This is a genomic window from Dickeya oryzae (genome assembly GCF_009372235.1).
GTDB classification, from domain to species: domain Bacteria; phylum Pseudomonadota; class Gammaproteobacteria; order Enterobacterales; family Enterobacteriaceae; genus Dickeya; species Dickeya oryzae.
This window is the reverse complement of sequence record NZ_ML762920.1, coordinates 404,345-428,118: the sequence shown is the minus strand read 5'-3', so window position 1 is coordinate 428,118 and position 23,774 is coordinate 404,345. Positions and strand designations below refer to the sequence as shown.

General features: G+C 52.9%; 19 protein-coding genes. 13 read left to right on the top strand and 6 right to left on the bottom strand.

The window, feature by feature from the left end:
- The first annotated feature begins 4 nt into the window (after positions 1-4).
- Positions 5-931, top strand: coding sequence for an N-acetylglucosamine kinase (gene nagK / locus FAZ14_RS01855; protein ID WP_016940817.1), 927 nt, complete (start codon positions 5-7; stop codon positions 929-931).
- A 99-nt stretch (positions 932-1,030) separates the two neighbouring features.
- Positions 1,031-1,861 (top strand): Sir2 family NAD+-dependent deacetylase, encoded by an 831-nt coding sequence (cobB, locus tag FAZ14_RS01850; protein WP_016940816.1) that lies wholly within the window; start codon positions 1,031-1,033, stop codon positions 1,859-1,861.
- Positions 1,862-1,879: 18 nt separating this feature from the next.
- Here cobB and FAZ14_RS01845 read toward each other — a convergent pair whose 3' ends face one another.
- Positions 1,880-2,119, bottom strand: a complete 240-nt coding sequence (locus tag FAZ14_RS01845) for a hypothetical protein (RefSeq protein ID WP_016940815.1) — start codon at positions 2,117-2,119, stop codon at positions 1,880-1,882.
- Positions 2,120-2,374: 255 nt separating this feature from the next.
- Here FAZ14_RS01845 and btuC point away from each other — a divergent pair, with 255 nt between their 5' ends.
- The 10 genes from btuC to FAZ14_RS01795 all read left to right on the top strand — a co-directional run bounded on the left by btuC (position 2,375) and on the right by FAZ14_RS01795 (position 12,847).
- On the top strand, positions 2,375-3,376 hold the full coding sequence (gene btuC, locus FAZ14_RS01840; protein WP_085930100.1) for a vitamin B12 ABC transporter permease BtuC: 1,002 nt from the start codon (positions 2,375-2,377) through the stop codon (positions 3,374-3,376).
- Positions 3,377-3,530: 154 nt separating this feature from the next.
- The gene (locus tag FAZ14_RS01835; protein ID WP_016940813.1) at positions 3,531-4,082 is read left to right on the top strand and encodes a glutathione peroxidase; all 552 of its coding nucleotides are present in this window, start codon (positions 3,531-3,533) and stop codon (positions 4,080-4,082) included.
- Between the two features lie 2 nt (positions 4,083-4,084).
- The gene (gene btuD, locus FAZ14_RS01830) at positions 4,085-4,855 is read left to right on the top strand and encodes a vitamin B12 ABC transporter ATP-binding protein BtuD (RefSeq protein ID WP_016940812.1); all 771 of its coding nucleotides are present in this window, start codon (positions 4,085-4,087) and stop codon (positions 4,853-4,855) included.
- 153 nt (positions 4,856-5,008) lie between these two features.
- Positions 5,009-5,473 (top strand): NlpC/P60 family protein, encoded by a 465-nt coding sequence (locus FAZ14_RS01825; protein ID WP_016940811.1) that lies wholly within the window; start codon positions 5,009-5,011, stop codon positions 5,471-5,473.
- A 44-nt stretch (positions 5,474-5,517) separates the two neighbouring features.
- Entirely contained in the window at positions 5,518-6,534 is a 1,017-nt protein-coding gene (locus FAZ14_RS01820) for a lipoate--protein ligase (RefSeq protein ID WP_016940810.1), read from the top strand.
- Between the two features lie 329 nt (positions 6,535-6,863).
- On the top strand, positions 6,864-7,598 hold the full coding sequence (locus FAZ14_RS01815; protein ID WP_016940809.1) for an EAL domain-containing protein: 735 nt from the start codon (positions 6,864-6,866) through the stop codon (positions 7,596-7,598).
- Between the two features lie 254 nt (positions 7,599-7,852).
- Entirely contained in the window at positions 7,853-9,304 is a 1,452-nt protein-coding gene (locus tag FAZ14_RS01810) for a protein adenylyltransferase SelO (protein ID WP_153507963.1), read from the top strand.
- Positions 9,305-9,644: 340 nt separating this feature from the next.
- The gene (ldtD, locus tag FAZ14_RS01805; RefSeq protein ID WP_153507962.1) at positions 9,645-11,348 is read left to right on the top strand and encodes a L,D-transpeptidase; all 1,704 of its coding nucleotides are present in this window, start codon (positions 9,645-9,647) and stop codon (positions 11,346-11,348) included.
- 199 nt (positions 11,349-11,547) lie between these two features.
- Entirely contained in the window at positions 11,548-12,096 is a 549-nt protein-coding gene (mepK, locus tag FAZ14_RS01800; protein ID WP_038903990.1) for a peptidoglycan L,D-endopeptidase MepK, read from the top strand.
- Between the two features lie 112 nt (positions 12,097-12,208).
- Positions 12,209-12,847, top strand: coding sequence for an MBL fold metallo-hydrolase (locus FAZ14_RS01795; RefSeq protein ID WP_038926177.1), 639 nt, complete (start codon positions 12,209-12,211; stop codon positions 12,845-12,847).
- 94 nt (positions 12,848-12,941) lie between these two features.
- On the opposite strand, the gene FAZ14_RS01790 is transcribed toward FAZ14_RS01795, so the two are convergent.
- The 5 genes from FAZ14_RS01790 to pncB all read right to left on the bottom strand — a co-directional run bounded on the left by FAZ14_RS01790 (position 12,942) and on the right by pncB (position 20,489).
- Positions 12,942-14,132, bottom strand: a complete 1,191-nt coding sequence (locus FAZ14_RS01790; RefSeq protein WP_038926178.1) for an amino acid aminotransferase — start codon at positions 14,130-14,132, stop codon at positions 12,942-12,944.
- A 486-nt stretch (positions 14,133-14,618) separates the two neighbouring features.
- On the bottom strand, positions 14,619-15,737 hold the full coding sequence (locus FAZ14_RS01785; RefSeq protein ID WP_276529258.1) for a porin: 1,119 nt from the start codon (positions 15,735-15,737) through the stop codon (positions 14,619-14,621).
- A gap of 557 nt (positions 15,738-16,294) precedes the next feature.
- Positions 16,295-17,404, bottom strand: a complete 1,110-nt coding sequence (locus tag FAZ14_RS01780; RefSeq protein WP_276529257.1) for a porin — start codon at positions 17,402-17,404, stop codon at positions 16,295-16,297.
- Positions 17,405-17,696: 292 nt separating this feature from the next.
- Positions 17,697-19,097: an asparagine--tRNA ligase gene (gene asnS, locus FAZ14_RS01775; protein WP_038903995.1), complete on the bottom strand. Its 1,401-nt coding sequence runs from the start codon at positions 19,095-19,097 to the stop codon at positions 17,697-17,699.
- A gap of 186 nt (positions 19,098-19,283) precedes the next feature.
- Positions 19,284-20,489, bottom strand: a complete 1,206-nt coding sequence (gene pncB, locus FAZ14_RS01770; protein WP_016940800.1) for a nicotinate phosphoribosyltransferase — start codon at positions 20,487-20,489, stop codon at positions 19,284-19,286.
- A 660-nt stretch (positions 20,490-21,149) separates the two neighbouring features.
- Between pncB and pepN the strand changes: the two genes are divergently transcribed.
- Positions 21,150-23,765, top strand: a complete 2,616-nt coding sequence (gene pepN / locus FAZ14_RS01765) for an aminopeptidase N (protein WP_153507961.1) — start codon at positions 21,150-21,152, stop codon at positions 23,763-23,765.
- The last annotated feature ends 9 nt before the right edge of the window (positions 23,766-23,774 follow it).

Here is a 23,774-nt window from a genome sequence, read left to right as displayed (position 1 = left end):
ATCCATGTACTACGGCTTTGACATCGGAGGCACCAAGATAGAGCTGGCGGTATTTGACGCCGGGCTACAGCGTATCTGGCAAAAACGTATTCCGACCCCCCGTGATGATTATGAGCATTTGTTAAATGACCTGATGGCGTTAACACGTGAGGCCGATGCGCTGAGCGGGTGTCAGGGAACCGTAGGCGTCGGTGTGCCGGGCATGGAAAACGCGGATGATGGCACCTTGTTCGCCGCCAACCTGCCTGCCGCGATGGGGCGACCGCTGCGGGCCGACCTCAGTCGGCGATTGCAACGTGACGTTCGGCTCAGTAACGATGCCAATTGCTTTGCACTCTCAGAGGCCTGGGACAACGAATTTCGTGCTTACCCGGTGGTGCTGGGGATTATTCTCGGCACCGGCATGGGCGGTGGTCTGGTGGTGAATGGCCGGGTCGTTGACGGGAAAAACGGTGTCGCCGGGGAACTGGGGCATTTTCGTCTGCCGGTCGATGCGCTGGATATTCTTGGCGCGTCTATTCCTCGGGTGGCCTGTGGCTGCGGGCGTGCCGGTTGTGTGGAAAATTACCTTTCCGGGCGTGGATTTGAATGGTTGTACGCGCATTTTTACCATCGCACGTTATCGGCACCGGAGATTATCCACGCCTTCTACGCCGGCGATCCGCAGGCGCGAGCGCATGTCGATCGCTATCTGGCGTTGCTGGCGGTGTGTTTGGGAAATCTGCTAACGTTGATTGACCCGCATCTGGTCGTGTTTGGCGGTGGGTTGTCGAATTTCGATGAAATTTACCGTCAGTTGCCGCAGCGATTGCCAGACAGTGTGTTACCGGTGGCTCGCGTCCCGCGTATTGAGAAAGCACGACATGGCGATGCAGGCGGCGTGCGCGGCGCGGCATTGCTACACTTGATGAGTCCGTCGCTGCCGTCCTGATGTGTATGCGGCGATGGATAACCCCGCTCTCTGAGCGGACATAAAGCGAAACCGCTGTAAATCGGCAGCGGTACGCGTAAGACAGGCTAAGGAGCAGACATGCACTCGCGTCAACGATTACACCGTTTTCGGCAACGAAAACGTCTGCGTCATCAGCGTTTGTGTGCCCGCATTTTTCATCTTGATTATCTGGTGGTCAAAAACGTGAATAAACCACGTGTTGTTGTACTTACCGGAGCAGGGATTTCTGCTGAGTCCGGTATTCGCACGTTCCGTGCGTCGGATGGGTTGTGGGAAGAACATCGGGTGGAGGATGTCGCTACCCCGGAAGGGTATCATCGCGATCCGCAAACGGTGCAGAATTTCTACAATATGCGTCGTCGGCAGCTACAGCAGCCGGAGATTGCACCGAATGCTGCGCATCTGGCGTTGGCGGAGCTGGAAGCCGCGCTGGGCGACCATTTTCTGCTGGTCACACAAAATATTGACAACCTGCATGAGCGCGCTGGCAATAAGCGAATCATCCACATGCACGGTGAATTGCTGAAAGTGCGTTGCAGCCACAGTGGGCAAGTCTTTGAGTGGACAGACGATCTCTCTGTCGATGAGCGTTGCCATTGCTGCCAGTTCCCGGCACCGCTGCGTCCGCATGTGGTGTGGTTCGGTGAAATGCCGTTGGGTATGGACCACATCTACCACGCGTTGTCACAAGCGAATGTGTTCATTGCCATTGGGACATCAGGCCATGTGTATCCGGCGGCGGGGTTTGTACACGAAGCGCGGGTGCACGGTGCCCATACCGTGGAACTGAATCTGGAACCGAGCCAGATCCAAAGCCAGTTCGATGAACACATTTATGGCCCCGCCAGCAAGGTCGTCGTGGAGTATGTCCAGAGCTGGCTTGCGCGCCACGGGTTATCTGTAAGCTGAATCTCAACCTGAGTCCGCTTACCGTGCCGCCCAGCGCGGGCGTGTACTGAGCGGCGCGGGTTCGGCCTGTGGCGGATGCTCCTGCATCAGCGCGTCACGCCGGGCGCGCAGGCACTCCTCAAGCTGGTCGAACGGCAGGTTAGCCTCATGGTTATAGAAGCTGTATTCGCACTCGACGCAGGTGTCGGATGGCCCGCTATCCCGACTCTGGTTTTGGCGTCGGGCGCGATGCAGTATGCGCAGAAAGGATGCCAGCATAACGTTACTCCGTAGCAGGGTGGTGAAAGTCACTCTATTAAGGTAGTTGAGATTTCTTAGAACGAAAAATAATCAAATTAGATGAGATAATCACATTTCATACCATACCGCAGAGGGAGGCTGTCCGGGTTGCAGGCAGCGGGCTTTGCGGGCCGCTTTCCATTCTTTGGCGAAATTTCCCGGCATCAGCTTGATATCACTGTGGATATGCGCATTATGGTGCCATTATCCGATTTCTTCGTGACAGGCTATCTCATGCAGTCAACCCCGGCAGGTTATACCCAACTGAAACATCAGCAGCGGCGGCGTGATCGCCAGCGTTTGCTGGGGTTGTGGCTCTTACTGGCTGTTGGGGTGGCGGTGAGTCTGTGTGCCGGTGAGCGCTGGATTGCGCCGACACACTGGCTGGACCCGGAATCCTCGCTTTTTATCTGGCAACTGCGCTTGCCGCGCACGCTGGCAGTGATGCTGGTGGGGGCGGGGCTGGCAATGAGCGGTGCGGTTATGCAGGCGGTGTTTGATAATCCGTTAGCCGAACCCGGACTGCTGGGGGTTTCCAACGGGGCGGGTGTGGCGCTGGTTATCGCGGTGTTGCTTGGTCATGGCGTATTGCCAGTCTGGAGCCTCAGCCTGTGTGCCATCATCGGCGCATTACTGGTGACATTGCTGCTGTTGCGTTTTTCCCACGCGGGCGTTTCCAATGCGCGTTTACTCCTTATTGGCGTTGCACTGGGCATTATTTGCAGTGCATTGATGACCTGGGCCGTCTATTTCAGCACCAGTCTCGATCTGCGCCAGTTGATGTACTGGATGATGGGCGGTTTTAGCGGTGTGGACTGGCGTTACAGTGGGTTAATGCTACTGATGTTGCCGCTGTTAGTCTGGCTGGCGCGTTGTGGCGAGGTACTCAACCATCTGGCGCTGGGTGAGCAGGCGGCCCGGCAGTTGGGGGTCGCGGTATTGTACTGGCGTCATCTGCTGGTGCTGGCGATGGGGGCATTGGTCGGCATCAGTGTGGCGCTGGCTGGCGTAATCGGGTTTGTCGGGTTGGTTATCCCGCATATTTTGCGCTTGTGTGGGCTGACGGATCAGCGCTATCTATTAACCGGGTGTGGTTTGGCGGGTGCCGTCGTGTTGATGCTGGCGGATACGCTGGCGCGGACGTTACTGGCGACGGCAGAGCTGCCGGTTGGCGTGGTGACCGCCACACTCGGGGCTCCCTGGTTCATCTGGCTGTTGTTGCGCCATCAGGTGTGATTTCGCCTGTTATTCACCATGACCCCCGACAGAGCACCGGTTTATTAACACCACGCGGTTTACTCACACCAGGCGGTTTACTAACACCCACCGATGCGATGACATCCGTTGGGTAGACAACAATCGGTTGGTTAGACAACAACAGGAATAGACAATGAGCAATGACATCTACGCAATTCCCCTGCAAACCATCGACGGCCGCCAGACATCACTGGAAAACTGGCGTAATAACGTGCTGCTGGTTGTGAATGTGGCCTCAGCGTGTGGGCTGACCCGGCAATATGAAGCACTGGAGAATCTGTATGAAACCTATCGTGATCGCGGGTTCGCCGTGCTGGGTTTTCCTTCCAATGAATTCGCCGGGCAGGAGCCGGGCAGCAACGAAGAAATACAGGCCTTTTGTCGTGGGACTTTTGGCGTTGAGTTCCCGATGTTTGGCAAGATAGAAGTCAATGGCCGTGGTCGTCACCCCTTGTATCAGGCATTGATTCAGGCTCAGCCAGAGGCGCTGCGACCTCAGGGCAGTGAGTTCTACGAGCGTCGTGTCAGCCGCGGTCAGGCTCCTGTACACCCAGGTGATATTTTGTGGAATTTTGAAAAATTCCTGATTAACCGCCGTGGCGATGTCGTGGCACGTTTTTCACCAGACATGACGCCGGACGACAGTGCGATCATCAAAGCTGTTGAGCAGGCGCTGGCGCAGTAATCGTGACGCATCAACCCCTGCTGAGCCTTAATCACGTCAGTGTCACCGGGCGGTTGTCCTCGGTGACGCTAGGCTGCCATAGCGGTGAGCTGGTGCATATTATTGGTCCCAATGGGGCCGGTAAGAGTACGTTGCTGGCACTGATGGCGGGGCTACAGCCGGGAGAAGGCGAAACGCAGTTGTTGGGACAGGCAATGGCGGTGTGGTCGGCGCGCGCGCTGGCGAGAGTGCGGGCTTATTTGCCCCAGAACCACAGCGCGCCGACGTTAATGCCGGTATTCCAGTACCTGCAACTGCACCAGCCAGCGTTAAGCAAGGCGGATGAGGTGGATAGGGTGGTGCAGCGGCTGGCTGAGCGGTTGTCGTTAGCCGATAAACTGCGCCGTCCGCTGACCCGCTTGTCTGGCGGTGAATGGCAACGGGTCAGGCTGGCAGCGGTGTTGTTGCAGGTCTGGCCGACATTGAACCCCTCCGCCCGGCTATTGTTGCTCGATGAGCCCGTCGCCAGCCTGGATATCGCCCAGCGCGTCGCGTTGGATGCGTTGCTGGCTGAGTTATGCCGTGCCGGTATCACCGTGGTGGCGTCAGGCCATGATCTGAACCACACCTTGCACCATGCCGATCGCGTCTGGCTGTTGTCCGGTGGCGAAGTGGCCGCTCAGGGTACCGCTGTCGAGGTGATGCAGCCAGAAACGCTATCGTCGGTTTTTGGCGTCGCTTTTACCGATTACGTACTGGAAGGGCGCCACTGGATGCTGGCGCAACAGGAGTGACAAACGGTGGGATAGACGGCGAGATAATCGCTGTAACGTACCGTTAAGGCAGAAAAATTCTCTGTTCTCGAACGATTAACGCCAACGCGTGAATGATAATATGTCGTAATTCGGTTTTTGTGGGGCATCCCCGGTAACAGTGAGCATAACGGCATGAGGTTCTGGAGAGTCTGGCTAGCAGTGATGGCATTGTTTCTGGCCGGGTGTAGCAGTCATGTTCCGCAGAGTACCCGCTTGGGTGATACCAGCGAGGTGCGCTCGCAACTGCACGCCCAACTGGCGCAGTGGCGTGGTACGCCGTATCGCTATGGCGGGCTTGATCACAATGGTATTGATTGTTCCGGTTTTGTTTATCTGACATTCCGTGACCGATTCGGTCTCACGTTGCCGCGCTCTACCGAGGAGCAAACTGAAATCGGCACCCGCGTTGACCGCAGTGACTTATTGCCCGGTGATCTGGTCTTTTTCCGTACCGGCAGCGGCGAAAACGGGCTGCATGTCGGCATCTACGACAGTCATGACCAGTTTATTCATGCTTCTACCAGTCACGGTGTGATGCGTTCATCGCTGAACAACGTTTACTGGAAACGGGCCTACTGGCAGGCCCGCCGCATCTGATATTACGGCCGCCTGACGGTGGCCGCTGTTTTCGGAGCCTCGTCATGCCCGCACTGCGTTTGTTGATTTCCGACTCTGTCGACCCTTGGTTCAATCTGGCCGTGGAAGAGTGCATCTTTCGTCAGATGCCGCCGACGCAGCGAGTGCTGTTTTTGTGGCGAAATGCCGAAACGGTGGTGATTGGCCGGGCTCAGAATCCGTGGAAAGAGTGTAACACCCGGCGGATGGAGCAAGATGGCATCAAACTTGCCCGACGCAGTAGCGGCGGCGGCGCGGTGTTTCATGACCTGGGCAATACCTGTTTCACCTTCATGGCGGGTAAACCCGGTTACGACAAAAGTGTCTCCACAGGGATAATCTTGCGCGCGCTGTCTGTGCTGGGCGTGTCGGCACAGGCGTCGGGCCGTAATGATCTCGTGATTGAGACGGCGGATGGCGTCAGGAAAATTTCTGGTTCGGCCTATCGGGAAAGTATTGACCGGGGATTCCATCATGGAACCTTGCTGCTTGACGCTAACCTGTCGCGTCTGGCGGATTACCTCAACCCGGATAAAAAGAAATTGCAGGCGAAAGGTATTGCCTCCGTACGTTCACGCGTGGCGAATCTGGTGGAGTTATTGCCGGATATTCGCCATGAAACGGTGTGTAACGCCGTGATACAGGCATTTTTCGACCATTATCAGGCGCAGTGTCAGCCGGAGATTATCTCGCCGGATGCGTTCCCTGATCTCCCCGGGTTTGCTGAGCGGTTCGCCCATCAAAGCAGTTGGGAATGGAATTTTGGTCAGGCTCCGGAGTTTAGCCATACGCTGGATACCCGTTTTGACTGGGGTGGCGTAGAACTGCATTTTGATGTGGAGCGAGGTGTCATCACGCGGTGCCAGCTGTTTACCGATAGCCTGAATCCTACCCCGTTGGAGGCATTGGCCGACCGATTGAACGGGGTATTTTACCGTCCCGAAGCACTGCTGGCGGTTGGTGAACAATTGGCTGGAGATTATCCGCAACAACACGATGAAATACATGCACTAACTGTCTGGCTATCGGAAAACGTGCGTTAATAATTTGAAATCTGTATTAGGGCTTTGTCTGAAAAGTGAAAAGCGGATTGTTTTCCGACAGGATCAAACGATAAATTAACATCGGTTTCGGCAGTAACCAAAATGGTATTCGCGTGAAAAGGACGAGGATTATTTATCATATTTTCTTACGGGTGTTGAGGCATGGATTGGTGATTAAACGTCATGCCATCGACCCGTCTTGAATATTATTGTTAATAATCTTTAATGTTTCTGGAGTGATAGCGGCGAATAGGGTCAGGTCAGACAATGCTCATCTTGTCTGACTGCTCGTTACGGCGGGTTCATCTTTTAACTCTGGCTATAACACTATGCGTATCCAGCTTGCAGTTGACTATGTCAGTCAGTACCACTTTTCTCCTGTCTATCACCTGGACTCACAGTTACTGGCACTGGAGATGAGCGGGCGGTTCCAGAACGAATCAGGCGGGTTCTCCGTTCCCCAGGAGATCTTACTGGGGGTGTTGAATCGCCGCCAAAAGCAGACGTTACTCACAGAGCAACTCGCGATCCTCAAAGAGAAATCAGCCTGGTTTATCCATCATCGGGTTGCCGTGGTACTAAAAATCGACCACACGCTGACGGAGTTTCTGATTGAGGATACGTTACTGGGACGAAAGTTTCGTGCGCTGCCTTTCCTGCAACTTGAAATTAATGAGAATTTTCCCGATATATCATCCGGACGAGATAACCCTTTGCTGATGAAATTAAGTCAGTCGTTCCATTTATGGCTGGATGACTTTGGTTCCGGCAAAATGAATATGAAACCCTTTTATGATGGTGTCATTTCCAGTGTGAAAATGGATGCGGCATTTACTAATAAATTATTAACGCGTCCTGTTTGTGTGTCTATTATTAACCCTATGTTACTGGCAATGAGAAAACAATGCCCCTCGCTCAAGGTGGTCGCAAAAGGGATAGATAATGTCGCGGGTTTTGAGAAGGCGCTTGAACTGAATGTTAACGCCGTTCAGGGGCAGTTATGGCCTGCTGTGTCGCCAGAAGCACTGGATAATGCAGTGATGCCGGTAGCCTGTTACGGTTGACCGCTATTCTCAGTCAGGTGATCACAATCCTCGGTTGATCACTATCCTTATGACTACTATCCCGGCGGATGCCGCACTCAGTGCGGTGTGGCATCTATCATGGCTATGTTGGCCCGGTTATATGATGCGCCCGCTTGTATCTTCCTATCCGACGTAACGCTTCTGTTGGTGTGTTCCTGTCGGCTAATAGCCCTGTAGTTACTCCGTGTTAATTCCCCCCTTGCAGTTCTACACTGATGAAAAAGGGGGAAGTTATGCCACATGACCTGCCGTTCAATAATCATTACCACCAGCAACTGCCCGGATATTATACCGAGCTGACGCCGACGCCTCTGCATGGCGCGCGGTTGTTGTATCACAACGCGCCCCTTGCTCAGGAACTCGGGTTATCTGCCGACTGGTTTGAAGGCGATAATCAGCGTATCTGGAGTGGCGAGCGGCAGTTACCCGGTATGGCTCCGTTGGCTCAGGTGTACAGCGGCCATCAATTCGGTGTCTGGGCCGGGCAACTCGGTGACGGGCGCGGTATCCTCCTTGGACAACAGCAACTGGCAGATGGCCGCACGCAGGACTGGCACCTCAAAGGTGCCGGGTTGACCCCCTATTCGCGTATGGGTGACGGACGGGCCGTTTTGCGTTCTGTTGTGCGCGAGTTTCTGGCATCGGAAGCGTTACACCACCTCGGTATTCCCACTACGCGCGCGTTAACCATCGTCAGCAGTGATCATCCGGTGCGACGTGAGCAGGAAGAACGCGGGGCGATGCTATTGCGGGTGGCGGATAGCCATGTCCGTTTCGGGCATTTCGAACATTTCTATTACCGGCGCGAACCTGAGCAAGTCCGTCAGTTGGCCGATTACGTCATTGCCTGTCACTGGCCTCAGTGGCAGCAGGACGCTGATCGCTATTATCTGTGGTTCAGTGATGTGGTGGAGCGAACGGCGAGGCTGATTGCACACTGGCAGGCGGTTGGGTTCGCTCACGGTGTGATGAATACCGACAACATGTCCATTCTCGGGTTGACCATCGATTATGGTCCATTCGGGTTTATGGATGACTACCAACCCGATTATATCTGTAATCACTCGGATCATCAGGGGCGTTACGCCTTCGATAACCAACCCGCGGTGGCGTTATGGAACCTGCACCGACTGGCGCAGTCACTGTCAGGGTTGATGCCCGTAGAGCGGTTGCAGCAGGCGCTGGAGGGGTATGAACCTGCATTGATGCAGCGATTCGGTGAGCTGATGCGCGCTAAACTAGGGTTTGATACGCCGCAAGCGCAGGATAACGATCTGCTGGTCGGCTTGTTGCAACTGATGAAGCGGGAGCGGGCGGATTATACCCATATTTTCCGCCTGTTATCGGAAACGGAACGGCACAGCAGCCACTCCCCGCTGCGTGATATTTTTATCGACCTGGCGGCATTTGATGGGTGGTTCAGTGCCTATCGTCAACGGCTGATGCTGGAAAGTGCGGATGATGCCGAGCGTCAGCAACGGATGAAACAGGCTAATCCGCGTTATATTTTGCGTAATTATCTGGCCCAACAGGCGATTGACCTGGCAGAAAAAGAGGATGTCAATGTACTTGCCCGTCTGCACCAGGCGCTGCAACAACCGTATGCCGAGCAGCCTGATAAGGCTGATCTGGCCGCGTTACCGCCAGACTGGGGTAAGCATCTGGAGATTTCTTGCTCCAGCTAAAGGCGTTTTGACGGTGTGCAACACGAGTGAAGAAAAACACGATAACTGACTGTATGATGATGGAAATTACGGGGCCAGGGGACTCGTTATTTCCTATGACACGCCGTAAAATCAATGTAAGCCAAAGCTGAATGCTATTGTTTTTCCTGATGCCGGTTCAACGACACGGTCAAGGTAACAACGTGGTCAGGGTGTTGATGCATGACCGTCGTGTGTGGTAACCGAGAGTCGGTGTGATGATAACGCGGATGTGAAACCATCCTGGCTGACAGCAACAACGCCAGTGGCTAAAAAACGGCGTCATAAAAGCCGTGTCATTTTAAGTACAGGGGATAACTGGATGTTGGTAGTCAAACGAAATACGCAAAGACAGCTTTTGCAAGTAGCCGGTTTGATTTGGTTGGGTAGCGTATTGACTTCGTTTTCCGTTCAGGCGGCGTCACCGACGGTGTCCGGTAATGTGGCGGCGTCAGCGGTGAGCCAAAATCACACCTCCCAACATGGTGCCTCTATCACGGCAGGCTTGCCCGCCGGCATTTCCCCTCACTACCTGAACGAGCTGACGGCGCTCTATTCGCGCCAGCATCGGCGGCCACTGTGGGGCGACACGCAGGCGATTAAAGCCTTCCAGCAACAACTGGCGGAGGTGGCGCTGTCCGGTGTGCAGCCACAGTTTGCCACCTGGGTGAGCTGGTTAACCGATCCGAAACTGAACGGTTTTGCCCGTGATGTGGTGCTGTCTGATGCCATGCTGGGGTATATGCAATTTGTTGCCGGGGTAGAGAAAAATGGCAACAGCTGGCTATACGGCAGTGTTCCTTACAAACTGGCGCTACCCTCGACAACGATGATTGAACAATGGCAGCAGGCGATGGTGTCAGGTAATGGGGCCGCGTTTATTGCGTCACTGGCGCCTCATCATTCTCAGTATGCGAAAATGCATGTGGCACTGAAAGACATGCTGATGGATAAACGTCCCTGGCCGAAGCTGATGCTGGCGGATTCGTTGCGCCCCGGTGATGAAAGTAACGCGTTACCGGTACTGAGAGAAATTCTGTTGCGCACCGGCATGCTCAGTAAGAATAGTGCGGCGATGCCGCTGTTTAATGATGCCTCGTCAGGCAATGCATCCCCGTTGCGTTATGACGGCGAGCTTGTCGAGGCGGTAAAACGTTTCCAGCATTCACAAGGGTTGCAGGACGATGGTGTCATTGGCAAGCGCACCCGTGACTGGCTCAATGTATCATCGCAGATGCGTGCGACATTGCTGGCGTTGAATATCCAGCGGTTACGGCTGGTACCGGATAATGTGAACAGCGGTATTATGGTCAACATCCCTAACTACTCGCTTACCTATTATCAGCATGGGGCGGAGATATTGTCGTCCAGAGTGATCGTCGGCCAGCCTAAACGCAAGACGCCGCTGATGAGCACTTCACTGAGTAATGTGGTGATGAACCCGCCGTGGAACGTGCCTACCACGCTGACGCGTCAGGATATCATTCCCAAAGTGATTCAGGACCCAGGGTATCTGCAGCGACACGGCTATACCGTGTTGTCGGACTGGACCGAGAGCGCTCAACCTATCGATCCGTCAATGATTGACTGGCCGATGATGTCAGCCAGCAACTTCCCTTATCGCTTGCGTCAGGCACCGGGCGACAGCAATTCGTTGGGGCGCTATAAATTTAATATACCCAATACGGATTCTATCTACTTGCATGACACGCCTAACCATGCGCTATTCCAGAAAGATATTCGGGCGCTGAGTTCCGGGTGTGTGCGTGTTAACAAGGCGTCTGAACTGGCGGCGTTATTATTACAGGATGCTGGCTGGAACAATGCCCGTATTTCCTCAACCCTGGAGCAGGGAAACACGACTTACGTGGCAGTGCGTCAGCGGATACCGGTGAACTTTTACTATCTCACCGCCTGGGTGGCTGACGATGGCAAGCCCCAGTTCCGCACAGATATTTACAATTATGATGACACGGTGAAAACCGGCGCTCTGGCTTTGTCTAAAGTGGGATTATTATTACAGTAACTATCCGTAATTCGGGCAATTCCTGAATGACGGCGGCGGGGTAGCGCAGTGAAAGCCAGTGAACGTGGGCGTCAGCATCTGGGTAAAGCGGGTTGACGGGCCACGCACTGGCAGTTAAGGTGCAAAGCGGTACATTTATACACCGTTTTGGCTTGTTATTTTTCGCTTCGCTTCTTTTAGCCCAGGGTATGCAATCTTTATGGAATATATTGATAATCATCGACGCAAATGGCTGGCGATCGGCGGCGCGGCGTTAGGGATGGCGCTGTTACCGGGCCAGGCGCTGGCCTCGCTTTCCACCTCGCGCCCACGCATTCTCACGCTGAACAATATCAACACCGGTGAACGCATTAAGGTCGAATTTTTCGACGGGCGGCGTTATAACAAAGCAGAGTTATCCCGATTGAATCATTTTTTCCGTGATTATCGGGCCAATAAAGTGAAAACTATCGACCCCGCGCTGTTTGATCAGCTATACCGCCTGCAGGTCATGTTAGGTACGACCAAGCCGGTACAGCTGATCTCGGGTTACCGTTCTTACAGCACCAATGAAGATTTACGGTCGCACAGTAAGGGCGTGGCGAAACAGAGCTACCACACCCAGGGAAAAGCCATGGATTTCCATATTGAAGGTGTCCAACTGGCGAATATCCGAAAAGCGGCGCTGAAAATGCGCGCCGGTGGTGTAGGGTACTACCCGCAGAGCAATTTTGTGCACATCGATACCGGCGCGGTTCGTACCTGGTAGTATGGGTACCGGCTGGTAGTATTCGTACCTGATAGCATAAATGCAGGTGCCAGCCGGGCAATATCGGTGGTTTTATTCCCTGAATAAGGATGTCGAGTAAAAACGGAGCGGTATGAAGTACCAAATTATTCCTGTTACGGCCTTCAGCCAAAATTGCACCCTGCTGTGGTGTGAGAAAACGTTGCAGGCCGCTATTGTTGATCCCGGTGGCGAAGCAGACAAAATCAAACACGTCGTGGCGCAGACAGGGGTGACGGTCACCCAGATTCTGCTGACGCATGGTCATCTGGACCATGTCGGAGCCGCCGCCACGTTGTCCGAATACTTTCAGGCACCTATCGTTGGCCCCCAGCGTGAAGACGCTTTCTGGCTTGATGGATTGCCCGCGCAGAGCCGCATGTTCGGTTTGAGTGATTGCGCTGCGTTAACGCCAGCCCGCTGGCTGGAAGACGGTGATACCGTTACTGTGGGTGAGTGCGTATTATCGGTGTTGCATTGCCCTGGGCATACGCCAGGTCATGTGGTGTTTGTCGATAAGCAGGCGCGTTTTGCTCAGGTGGGGGATGTCATTTTTCGAGGCGGCGTAGGGCGTAGCGATTTCCCTCAGGGGAACCATCAGGCGTTGATAGCCTCTATCCGCACTAAGCTGTTCCCTTTGGGGGATGATATCGCGTTTATCCCGGGGCATGGTCCCATGTCTACCTTTGGTGAAGAACGTCGTACCAATCCGTTTGTGCGTGATACCGAGTAATAACCGCGCTATCCGCCAATAGAAAAGCCAGCAGTGATGCTGGCTTTTTTGTCATTGCGTGCGCCCTGCTAACAACAGGGCGATGGCAGGCTGTTTACAGTACGGCGACGATGGCTTCGCACAGCGGAGCCATGTTCTCCGGCGTCATACCGGCTACGTTGATACGGCCTGAGTTCACGGCGTAAATACCGAATTCGTTACGCAGACGCAGCACCTGGTCTTTATTGAGACCACTGAAGGAGAACATGCCATTCTGGTTGATAATAAAGGAGAAGTCCTGAGTCGCGCCTTTTTCCTGCAATGTGCTGACAAACAGGTGACGCATGCGCTGGATGCGTTCACGCATTGCCGTTAATTCCTGCTCCCAGATGTTACGCAGCGATTCGTTAGACAACACGGTCGCGACTATCGCCGCACCGTGTGACGGCGGGTTAGAGTAGTTGGCACGAATGCCTGCTTTGACCTGGCTGAATGCCGTATCGGCAATAGCGGCGTCAGCCGCCACAATCGTGCAAGCGCCGACACGTTCGTTGTAGAGGCCAAAGTTCTTGGAATAGGAACTGGCGACAATCAGCTCTTGATGTCTGGTGGCAAAAATACGCAGGCCTTCAGCGTCTTCCTCAAGACCGCGAGCAAAACCCTGATAGGCGAAGTCAAACAGCGGTAGCCAGCCTTTCTCTTGTGCCAGTACAGCCAGTTGTTCCCACTGTTCTTTCGTCGGATCGATACCAGTAGGGTTGTGGCAGCAGCCATGGAACAGAACGACATCACCCGCCTGGGCTGCGCTCAGGCTGGTCAGCATGCCGTCAAAATCCAGCTTGTGGTTAGCTGCATCGTAGTAGGTGTAATCACAGACTTCGAGGCCGACAGCTGCAAAAACGTTTTTGTGGTTCGGCCAGCTTGGGTTGCTCACCCAAATGCGCCTGGCGCTGGTCTGGTTGGCAATGAAGTCTGCCGCCACGCGTAAGCCACCGGTGCCGCCCGGCGTCTGTGCGGTGCGTGCACGTTTATTCGCAATGATGTCACTCTGCTTACCAAATAACAGTTCCTGAGTGCAGCGGGCGAATTCCGGGATGCCATCAATACTCAGGTAGTTTTTAGTGGTTTCTGTTTCCAGCAGTAACTGCTCTGCTTTTTTTACGCTGGTGAGTACAGGTGTCTTGCCGGTTTCGTCTTTGTAGACCCCAATCCCCAGGTTGATTTTGTGGGGGCGTTCATCAGCACGAAACAAATCGGCCAACCCCAGAATCGGGTCAGCAGGTGCGGCAGAGATTTTTTCAAACATTGCGAAGTAATCCATGACAGAGAATAAACAGAAATAGCAGGTTAACGCCAGCGTTCGGCTTTGCCAACCGTTTGCATCAAAAGAAACGGAAATAATGAGAGCGGTGGGGCAGTCGGGATTTTTTCCCGATACTCATGACAAAGGCAGCGTATCCACTGTCGTTATCGTGTGTATCGGGAATCGTGCGGGTTGTCAGCACGGATATACCAGACCGGTGAACAGGGTGTCATCGGTCTTTCTGGCAACGGAGGGGCTGTTCTTTACTTTGTTGTGGTTTTATTAGTTTTAGATGTTTTTTTCAAGACTGACGTCAGAGGTGTGTATCAACAGGAGTTCGTATCACTGTGGAATGTAACGGGTGAGGGACCGGCCCTTTCACAGGGTAAGAATCAGAATGCAATTCTCATGCAAAGGGAATCTGGTAAGAAAAAGCCGGGGCGTGGTCCCCGGCTTTACGCAACATCACTTCAGAGAAGTGGTGTTGGATTAGAACTGGTAAACCACACCTACAGCAACGCGATCGTTGGTTGCCATTTTGTATGCATTGCTGTTGCTCAGCAGGTTCATGTCATACTCGGTATAGGCTGAGAAGTTCTTATTGAAGGAATAGGTCAGACCATAGCTGATGTACTTAACGATGTAATCGCTCTTAGTGATCGCAGCAGTTTCGTCTTTCGCTTTAGCAGAAACATAACCGATAGACGGTTTCAGACCAAAGTCAAATGCGTACTGAGCAACGGCTTCAAAGACTTGTGTTTTGTCAAACGCTTGGTTGTCGCCGTAGGTATTTCCGGTTTTGAAGGAGCTGAAACTAACGTAGGTCAGGTTACGGTATTCACCGTAGGTGGCTGCCACATAGATGCCGTTGGCATCGTATTTCAGGCCAGTTGCCCATACTTCTGCATCGGTGCCACGGCCATCATAGTTTGCACTCTCAGTACCGGCAGCACCAGTTTTCTTGGTAGCACGATTAACATGACCATAAGACCCGGTAATCCCTACACCAATCGGAGAGGTATAGGAGGTTGACACAGCATAGCCGGCACCGAGGTTGTTTCTGGGATCTTTGGAGTCAGTATGTTCAGACTGGTAGCTCAGGCCGAAATTCAGGCCGTCAACCAGACCAAAGAAGTTTTTGTTACGGTAGTTAGCCACACCAGCGCTGCGACCAGTAAAGCTGTTGGTGTAACCAGAGTCGCCACCCCATTCCGGCAGTACGTCAGTATAAGCGATACCATCGTAAGTCACGTTACGGTTACGACCGTAATCCAGAGAGCCGAAGTTGGCAAATTTCAGACCGGCATAAGCATAACGAGTGTTACCATTTGCACCGTTAGTATCTTCAGAGTATTTGGCGTTGAACTGATATTCCAAACGGCCGTAACCAGTCAGATCGCTGTTGATTTTGGTTTCACCCAGGAAACCCAGACGAGCATAGGTTTTGTCGCCGCTGTTGCCAGTATCTTTGGAGAAGTAGTGCAGGCCGTCAATTTTACCGTTCAGGTCCAGCTTGTTGCCGTCTTTGTTATAAACTTCTGCTGCGTTGGCGGCACCAGCAGCCAACAGTGCCGGGATGACCACTGCCAGAATATTACGATTCATCATTATAAATAATCCTCATTGTATTGGTTCACGCCCACTCATTTTTGCAAACATTCGAACTGAACTTCTGCATTGTGGCGGTGTCTCTGTGTCCAGACGCAGTGTTTCATTCACAATGATGATTATCCACTCCACAAATGATACTAATTACTGGTTTATGAAACATTATGTTTTATTATGTTTCTAAATGTAAATTTAGAGGTGGGTCACACTCTATGTCGTGGCATGTTTTTATCTGAAGAGTGGTTTTTACCCATACTTCCATATTATTCATTTCTTTATCATAAGGTTATGATTCTTCTTTGTAAGAAAAAACACGCATAACTGAAATGTTTTTTTCATGTTTACTATGATTTTTTGTCATGAATGCTACGTATACTATGCGTAGCGGTTTTTTTTATGGCTTGGCGAGTTGCTGGCTATGTGCCAATAACGTGATCGACAAAAAATGTCATCACCTGAGAAGTGCACGATGGTGTGAAAATAAAAATGCCGATCAAAGTTGATCGGCATTTAGGACGTCAGTTTTACGACAGAGTCGTTAACTGATAGCAACTAGATTAGAACTGGTAAACTACACCGACAGCAACACGGTCGTTGGTGTTCAACCCATAAGCGTTATTGCTTTTGATCAGGTTGATGTCGTACTCAGTATAGGTAGAAAAGTTCTTGTTGAACGCGTAGGTCAGGCCCAGGCTAACGTATTTGGTGATGTAATCGTTAGTAGCTTGATTGTTATCTTTCGCTTTCGCGGAAACATAAGCTACAGACGGGGTCAGACCGAAGTCAAAGTTGTACTGAGCAACAGCTTCAAACACTTTGGTTGTATCCAGCGCCGCTTTCTGCTGTCCATTTGAATCTGCAGTACTTACATTACCAGCTAAGAATGTATTGCCTTTAACGTAGCTCAGGTTATGGTATTCGCCATAAGTAGCTGCAACATAAACGCTGTTTGCATCATATTTCAGACCGGTTGCCCAGGCTTCCGCTTTTTTACCCCGACCGTCAGCCATCTGAGCTTGGGTACGGTTAGCCTGAGTATACGAACCAATTACACCCACGCCAAACGGTGAAGTATAGCTGGAGGACATCGCCCAGCCAGCACCGGTCTGTCTTGCGACGTCTTTAGACTCGTTATGAGCACTCTGGTAACCCAGTGCGAAATCCCAGCCATCAACCAGGCCGAAGAAGTTTTTGTTGCGGTAAGTCGCAACACCCGCGTTACGGCCAGTCAGGTTATCCTGATAACCCTGGTCACCGCCGAACTCCGGCAGTACGTCGGTGTAAGAGATGCCGTCATAGCCGATAGCACGGTTACGACCATAGTCAATAGAGCCGAAATCACCAAATTTCAGGCCGGCATAAGCGTAACGGGTTTTACCTTTGCCACCGTTAGTATCTTCAGCATTCTGGGCGTTGAACTGGGTTTCAAAACGACCGTAACCAGTCAGATCGCTGTTGATCTTGGTTTCGCCAGTGAAGCCCAAACGCGCGTAGGTCTGGTCGCCGCTGTTGTCGCCGCTGTTGTCTTTGGAGAAGTAATGCAGACCGACGATTTTACCGTTCAGATCCAGCTTGTTGCCGTCTTTGTTGTATACTTCAGCTGCGTTAGCGGCACCAGCAGCCAACAGCGCAGGGATTACCACTGCAAGAATATTGCGCTTCATCATTATTACCCTCATTGGTGTTATATAAGACATCTGCATCACAGTAAAAAACTTAACGGAACTTATTGCGAATGCAGTTGTCTTCCTGTGTCTGTACGCAGTTTTCCATTCGTCCGTGCGTTAATCTACCGTTTAAATGATACAAATTCAAAAATGGAGTAACCATTGGAAAATATGTATTTCAATTTGTAAAAATCACGGAACTTTGTGAGCTATCTCTAAAACAAAAAAAAGAGCACCGTTTCAGGTGCTCCTTCTTGTTACATATATCTGTTTTTCTTATGTTATTTTTTGCTTAGAACGTGGCATTACGCGGCGTACGTGGGAACGGAATCACATCGCGCACATTTTGTACACCGGTTACATACGCTATCAAACGTTCAAAACCGAGACCAAAACCCGAATGCGGGATGGTGCCGTAACGACGCAAATCGCGATACCACCAGTAGTCTTCTTTACTGAGACCCATCTCTTCCAGACGGATATCCAGTTGTTCCAGACGCTCTTCACGTTGTGAACCGCCGATAATCTCGCCGATGCCCGGTGCCAGTACGTCCATCGCCGCCACGGTTTTACCGTCGCTGTTCATGCGCATATAAAAGGCTTTGATGTCTTTCGGGTAGTTCTTCACCACGACCGGGGCCTGGAAGTGTTTCTCTGCCAGATAGCGTTCGTGCTCAGAGGAGAGATCGATACCCCAGGACACCGGGTTCTCGAACGTCTGCCCGCAGTTTTCCAGAATCGTGATGGCGTCGGTGTAATCCACCTGGGCGAAATCAGAGGTGACAAAACGCTCCAGACGGCTGATGGCATCTTTATCTACGCGTTCTGCGAAGAATTTCATGTCGTCAGCACGTTCTTCCAGTACGGCCTTGAACACAAATTTCAGCAAGTTTTCCGCCAGCGCTGCAACGTCATCCAGTGTCGCAAAGGCGACTTCCGGTTCAATCATCCAAAACTCTGCCAGGTGGCGGCTGGTATTGGAGTTTTCCGCACGGAAGGTCGGCCCGAAGGTATAGATTTTAGACAGGGCACAGGCGTAGGTTTCGCCGTTAAGCTGGCCGGATACGGTCAGAAACGCCTCTTTACCGAAGAAGTCTTCGCTGAAATCGACTTTGCCCTGATCGTCACGCGGCAGGTTTTCCAGGTCCAGCGTGGAAACCCGGAACATTTCACCTGCACCTTCGGTATCGGAAGCGGTAATGATAGGCGTAGAGACCCAATAGAAACCGTTCTGATGGAAGAAGCGATGGATAGCCTGCGCCAGCGTGTGACGCACACGGGCGACGGCACCGATCAGGTTGGTGCGCGGGCGTAAGTGCGCGACTTCACGCAGATATTCGATACTGTGGCGCTTAGCCGCCATCGGGTACGTATCCGGATCTTCCACCCAGCCGACGACCTTGAGTTCCGTGGCCTGCAGTTCGAAGCTTTGGCCTTCACCCGGAGATTCCACCACCTTGCCGGTGACTTCTACCGAACAGCCCGTCGTCAGGCGCAAAATGTCGCTCTGATAATTAGCAAGATTATTATTGACAACAGCCTGTAGCGAATCAAAGCAGGAACCGTCATAGACGGCAATAAAGGAAATACCGGCTTTAGAGTCTCTCCGGGTACGTACCCAGCCGCGCACGGTGACGTCACTGTCAACGGCGACACGGCCTTGCAGTACGTCGACTACAGGCACTACGCTCATAACATTCTCTCTATTGGTGAAATTTAATGGGTGAAATGTAATAGTTTACTACCCGAATACGGGCGTTTCGTTATGTTACTTGTCGTCGGGCAGGACACAAGCAGAAATCACCGGAACGTGGCAAGTTTTATGCGATTCCGGTGTTACTGGCTTAAAGAGTAGTCAGTCGTACAGGTGGTGTACGACTCAGGAGGCTTTTTTCACACGAGGCAGATCAAAGGCTTTACGCAGTGCACTGACAAAGGCCTGATCCTGACAAATGGTTTTTCCCGGGCTGTCCGACAGCTTGGCCACCGGTTTGCCGTTGCACTCCACCAGTTTGATAACGATATTCAGCGGTTTCACCCCCGGAATATCGCAGGTCAGGCGGGTGCCGATACCAAAGACGACGTTGATGCGTTGCCCAAAGTGGCGATAGAGATGCAGTGCTTTTTCCAGATTGAGATTATCGGAAAACACCAGCGTTTTCTCCATCGGGTCGATATCCAGCGCATGGTAATGGGCAATGGCTTTTTCACCCCATTCAATCGGGTCGCCGGAATCATGGCGCAATCCCTGATAGCGACGGGCGAATGAGCGATCAAAGTCGCGCAGGAACGCATCCATAGTGATGCAATCGGTGAGTGCGATGCCGAGTTGGTCGGGGTATTCCAACAGCCAGGCATCCAGTGCTGCCCGCTGGCTATTCGCCAGGGTCTGACTGATTTGCTGATGCGCCTGGAACCATTCGTGCGCCTGGGTGCCGACCGGCGTCAGTTGCAGGCGACGCGCCAGGTCATAATTGCTGGTGCCGATCAGGTAAGGAAATTGTGCTTTCAGGGTGCGCACGATCTGGTGCTGAACTTCACGAGAGAAGCGGCGACGGGTACCGAAATCCATCAGCTTAAAGCGGCTAAGGTCGACGCCGGCACTGTGCTGGCGGAAACTCGCCAGCGTATGGTGCAACTGGTTGAGTGCGGCATCGATATGCCCGCCCGGTGTCCGGGCACGGTGAACCACTTCGCTGATGACGGCCAGTAGCGGGACTTCCCACAAAATGACGTCGCGCCACGGTCCGGTGATACGAATATCCAGTTTACCCTGATGGTTGCGAACCTGGATCTGCGACGGGTTGAAGCGGAACGTCTTCAGCCAGTCGAGGTAGTCGGTGTTGAAAAATGGCAGCGAGGAGAGGTAGGCATACTCATCGTCATGCAACGACAAGTGGCTCATGGCCTCCACTTGTGCCCGAATCTCATCCGCGTAGTGACCTAACAGTTCATCACCGCGACAGCGAAATTCCGCCGCCACATGCACATCGTGGTAGTGGTGGAATACCGCCTGCTGCATATGCAGTTTGTAGGCGTCGGTATCCAGCAGTGAGGTTAGTATCGGGGCTGTGTGTAAAGTCATAATGCGTTACCGCATCCTCGTTTAATACAATTTACAAGCTAATGCAAGTGACTGTCATGGTCATCGGCAGCGAGAGCACGCTGTCTGTTCAACCGGGCTTATCACATCATATTGGGAGGATGAAGGCGAGATTCAATCGTGCGATTGTGACAAAAAAGTAGCTTTTTTTACGCCCCGTTTACCATGAGTGATTGAATTATAATGTTTTTTATACTAAACAATTTTACCCGAAAAATCCTGTCGTCACTGCATTCAGTCGGGGGTGACAGGAAAGTTTGCATTCCGGCAGTCACTCCCCTTTAATAGACGTAACAGCCTGTTGAATAACGGAACTGCGCATAAAGTAAACGGAATAGACCGCGTAACCCGATGATCATGTGGTGGCCTGAGAGCCCGCAGAGTGACATTTTACCGGGTTCGCTGTTTAACCTTGTTTACTGTGTGAATATATAAAGGACGGAATCGTCGCCTGGCGAATGTTACAGATGATGGACATCCGATAACATCTGGTGTGCCCGCAGCATAAAACCGTTCTTCAGCGATAACAGGCTTTGTAAATAGCATGCTTCGTGAATAACGTGCTTCATGAACAAGGACGCGGATGGGCTGCCGGAACACGTCTTACCGCCACTATTACTGCTGTCATTAAGGTAATCAGTCATGAGTCAACAACCACAAGTCAAATACCGGCACGATTACCGTGCGCCGGACTACACCATTACCGACATTGCACTGGATTTTGATCTGCATCCGCAAAAGACCCGGGTGGTGGCCGTCAGTCAGGTCGTGTTGCAAGGAGAAAAGGGCGCGGCGCTAAAACTGAATGGTGAAGGGTTAACCCTGCTGAGTATCCAGGTCGATGGGCAAGACTGGCAGGCATATCGTTTACTGGACGACGGTCTGGAACTGACCGGTGTGCCGGAAAAATTCACCCTGCGGATTGAAACGGAGATTAACCCAGCGGCGAACAGTGCGCTGGAAGGGTTGTATCAGTCCGGTGATGCGCTGTGTACGCAGTGTGAGGCCGAAGGGTTCCGCCACATTACCTATTATCTCGACCGGCCGGATGTTCTGGCGCGTTTCACCACCCGCATCACTGCCGACAAAGCGCGTTACCCGTACCTGCTTTCCAATGGTAACCGGGTTGGGCAGGGCGAGGCGGATAACGGACGTCACTGGGTGGAATGGCAAGATCCGTTCCCGAAACCCTGCTATCTGTTTGCGCTGGTTGCCGGTGATTTTGATGTGCTGCGCGACACTTTTGTCACCCGTTCCGGCCGTGACGTCGCGTTGGAACTGTTTGTCGATCGCGGCAACCTCGATCGGGCCGACTGGGCGATGACCTCGCTGAAGAATGCCATGAAGTGGGATGAAACCCGTTTTGGGCTGGAATACGACCTCGACATTTATATGATCGTGGCGGTGGACTTCTTCAACATGGGGGCAATGGAAAACAAAGGGTTGAACATTTTCAACTCCAAGTATGTGTTGGCCAAAGCCGAAACCGCCACCGACAAGGACTACCTCGGTATTGAGGCGGTGATAGCGCACGAGTATTTCCACAACTGGACCGGTAACCGCGTGACCTGCCGCGACTGGTTCCAACTGAGTCTGAAAGAAGGGCTGACGGTGTTCCGTGATCAGGAGTTCAGTTCTGACGTAGGGTCCCGCCCGGCTAACCGTATCGATAACGTGCGGGTGATGCGTGGCGCACAGTTCGCCGAAGACGCCAGCCCGATGTCCCACCCGATTCGCCCGGATCAGGTTATCGAAATGAATAACTTTTATACCCTGACGGTGTATGAAAAAGGGTCGGAAGTGATTCGTATGATGCACACGCTGCTGGGCGAAGAGAAATTCCAGGCGGGGATGCGGCTCTATTTTGATCGTCATGACGGCAGCGCGGCGACCTGTGATGACTTTGTGCAGGCGATGGAGGACGCTTCCAGCGTCGATCTGTCGCAATTCCGGCGCTGGTATAGCCAGTCCGGTACGCCGGTGGTGACAGTACGTGATGACTATGACGCGGCAACCCACCAGTACCACCTGCATGTCAGCCAGATGACGCCGGTTGGTGCCGACAAGCAAGCCAAACTGCCACTGCATATCCCGCTGGATATCGAACTGTACGATAGCGAAGGGAAGGTTATCCCGCTGCGTCAGAAAGGCCAAAAGCTGGGATCGGTACTGAACGTCACCGAAGCCGAGCAAACGTTCGTGTTTGATGAGGTTCCTTGTCAGCCGGTACCGTCGTTGCTGCGTGAATTCTCCGCGCCGGTCAAACTGAACTATCCGTGGAGCGATGAACAACTGACGTTCCTGATGCGTCATGCCAGCAATGCCTTTTCCCGTTGGGATGCTGCCCAGAGCCTGCTGGCGAACTATATTCGCCTGAATGTAGCGCGCCATCAGCAAAAACAACCGCTATCGTTACCGATGCATGTGGTAGACGCCTTCCGTGGCGTATTGCTTGATGATGGTCTGGATCCGATGCTGGCTTCGCAGATTCTGTCGTTGCCGAGCGAAAACGAAATGGCGGAACTGTTTGAGGTTATCGACCCGGAAGCTATCGCCGCGGTGCGTCAGTCACTGACACAGACGCTGGCGCAGGAAATGGCGGACGAACTGCTGGCGGTATACCGTGCCAATAAACTGCCTTCTTATCGTGTTGATCAACAGGACATGGGTAAACGCGCCCTGCGTAACCTGTGCTTGCACTATCTGGCGTTTGCCGGGAGAGAACAGGCTGACAAGCTGGTGGCGGTGCAATTTGCGCAGGCGGACAACATGACGGATTCGCTGGCGGCGATGGCGGCCTCGGTAGCGGCGCAGTTGCCGTGCCGGGACGGTTTGCTGGCGGCGTTTGACGAACGCTGGCATCAGGATGGACTGGTGATGGACAAATGGTTTGTTCTGCAAGCCAGCAGCCCGGCCAGTGACGTGCTACACCGCGTTCGTGACTTGCTTAACCACCGCTCCTTTAGCCTGAACAACCCGAACCGGCTGCGCTCGCTGATAGGATCGTTCTGTGCGGGTAACCCGTCGGCGTTCCACGCTCAAGATGGCAGCGGCTATCAGTTCCTGACCGAGATGCTCACCGAGCTGAACACCCGCAACCCGCAGGTGGCGTCACGTCTGATTGAACCGCTGATTCGCCTCAAACGTTACGATGCGGCCCGTCAGGCGCTGATGCGTCAGGCGCTGGAAACCCTCAAAGGGCTGGAAAATCTCTCCGGCGACCTGTTTGAGAAGATAACTAAAGCGCTGGGGGCGTAATACCGCCCT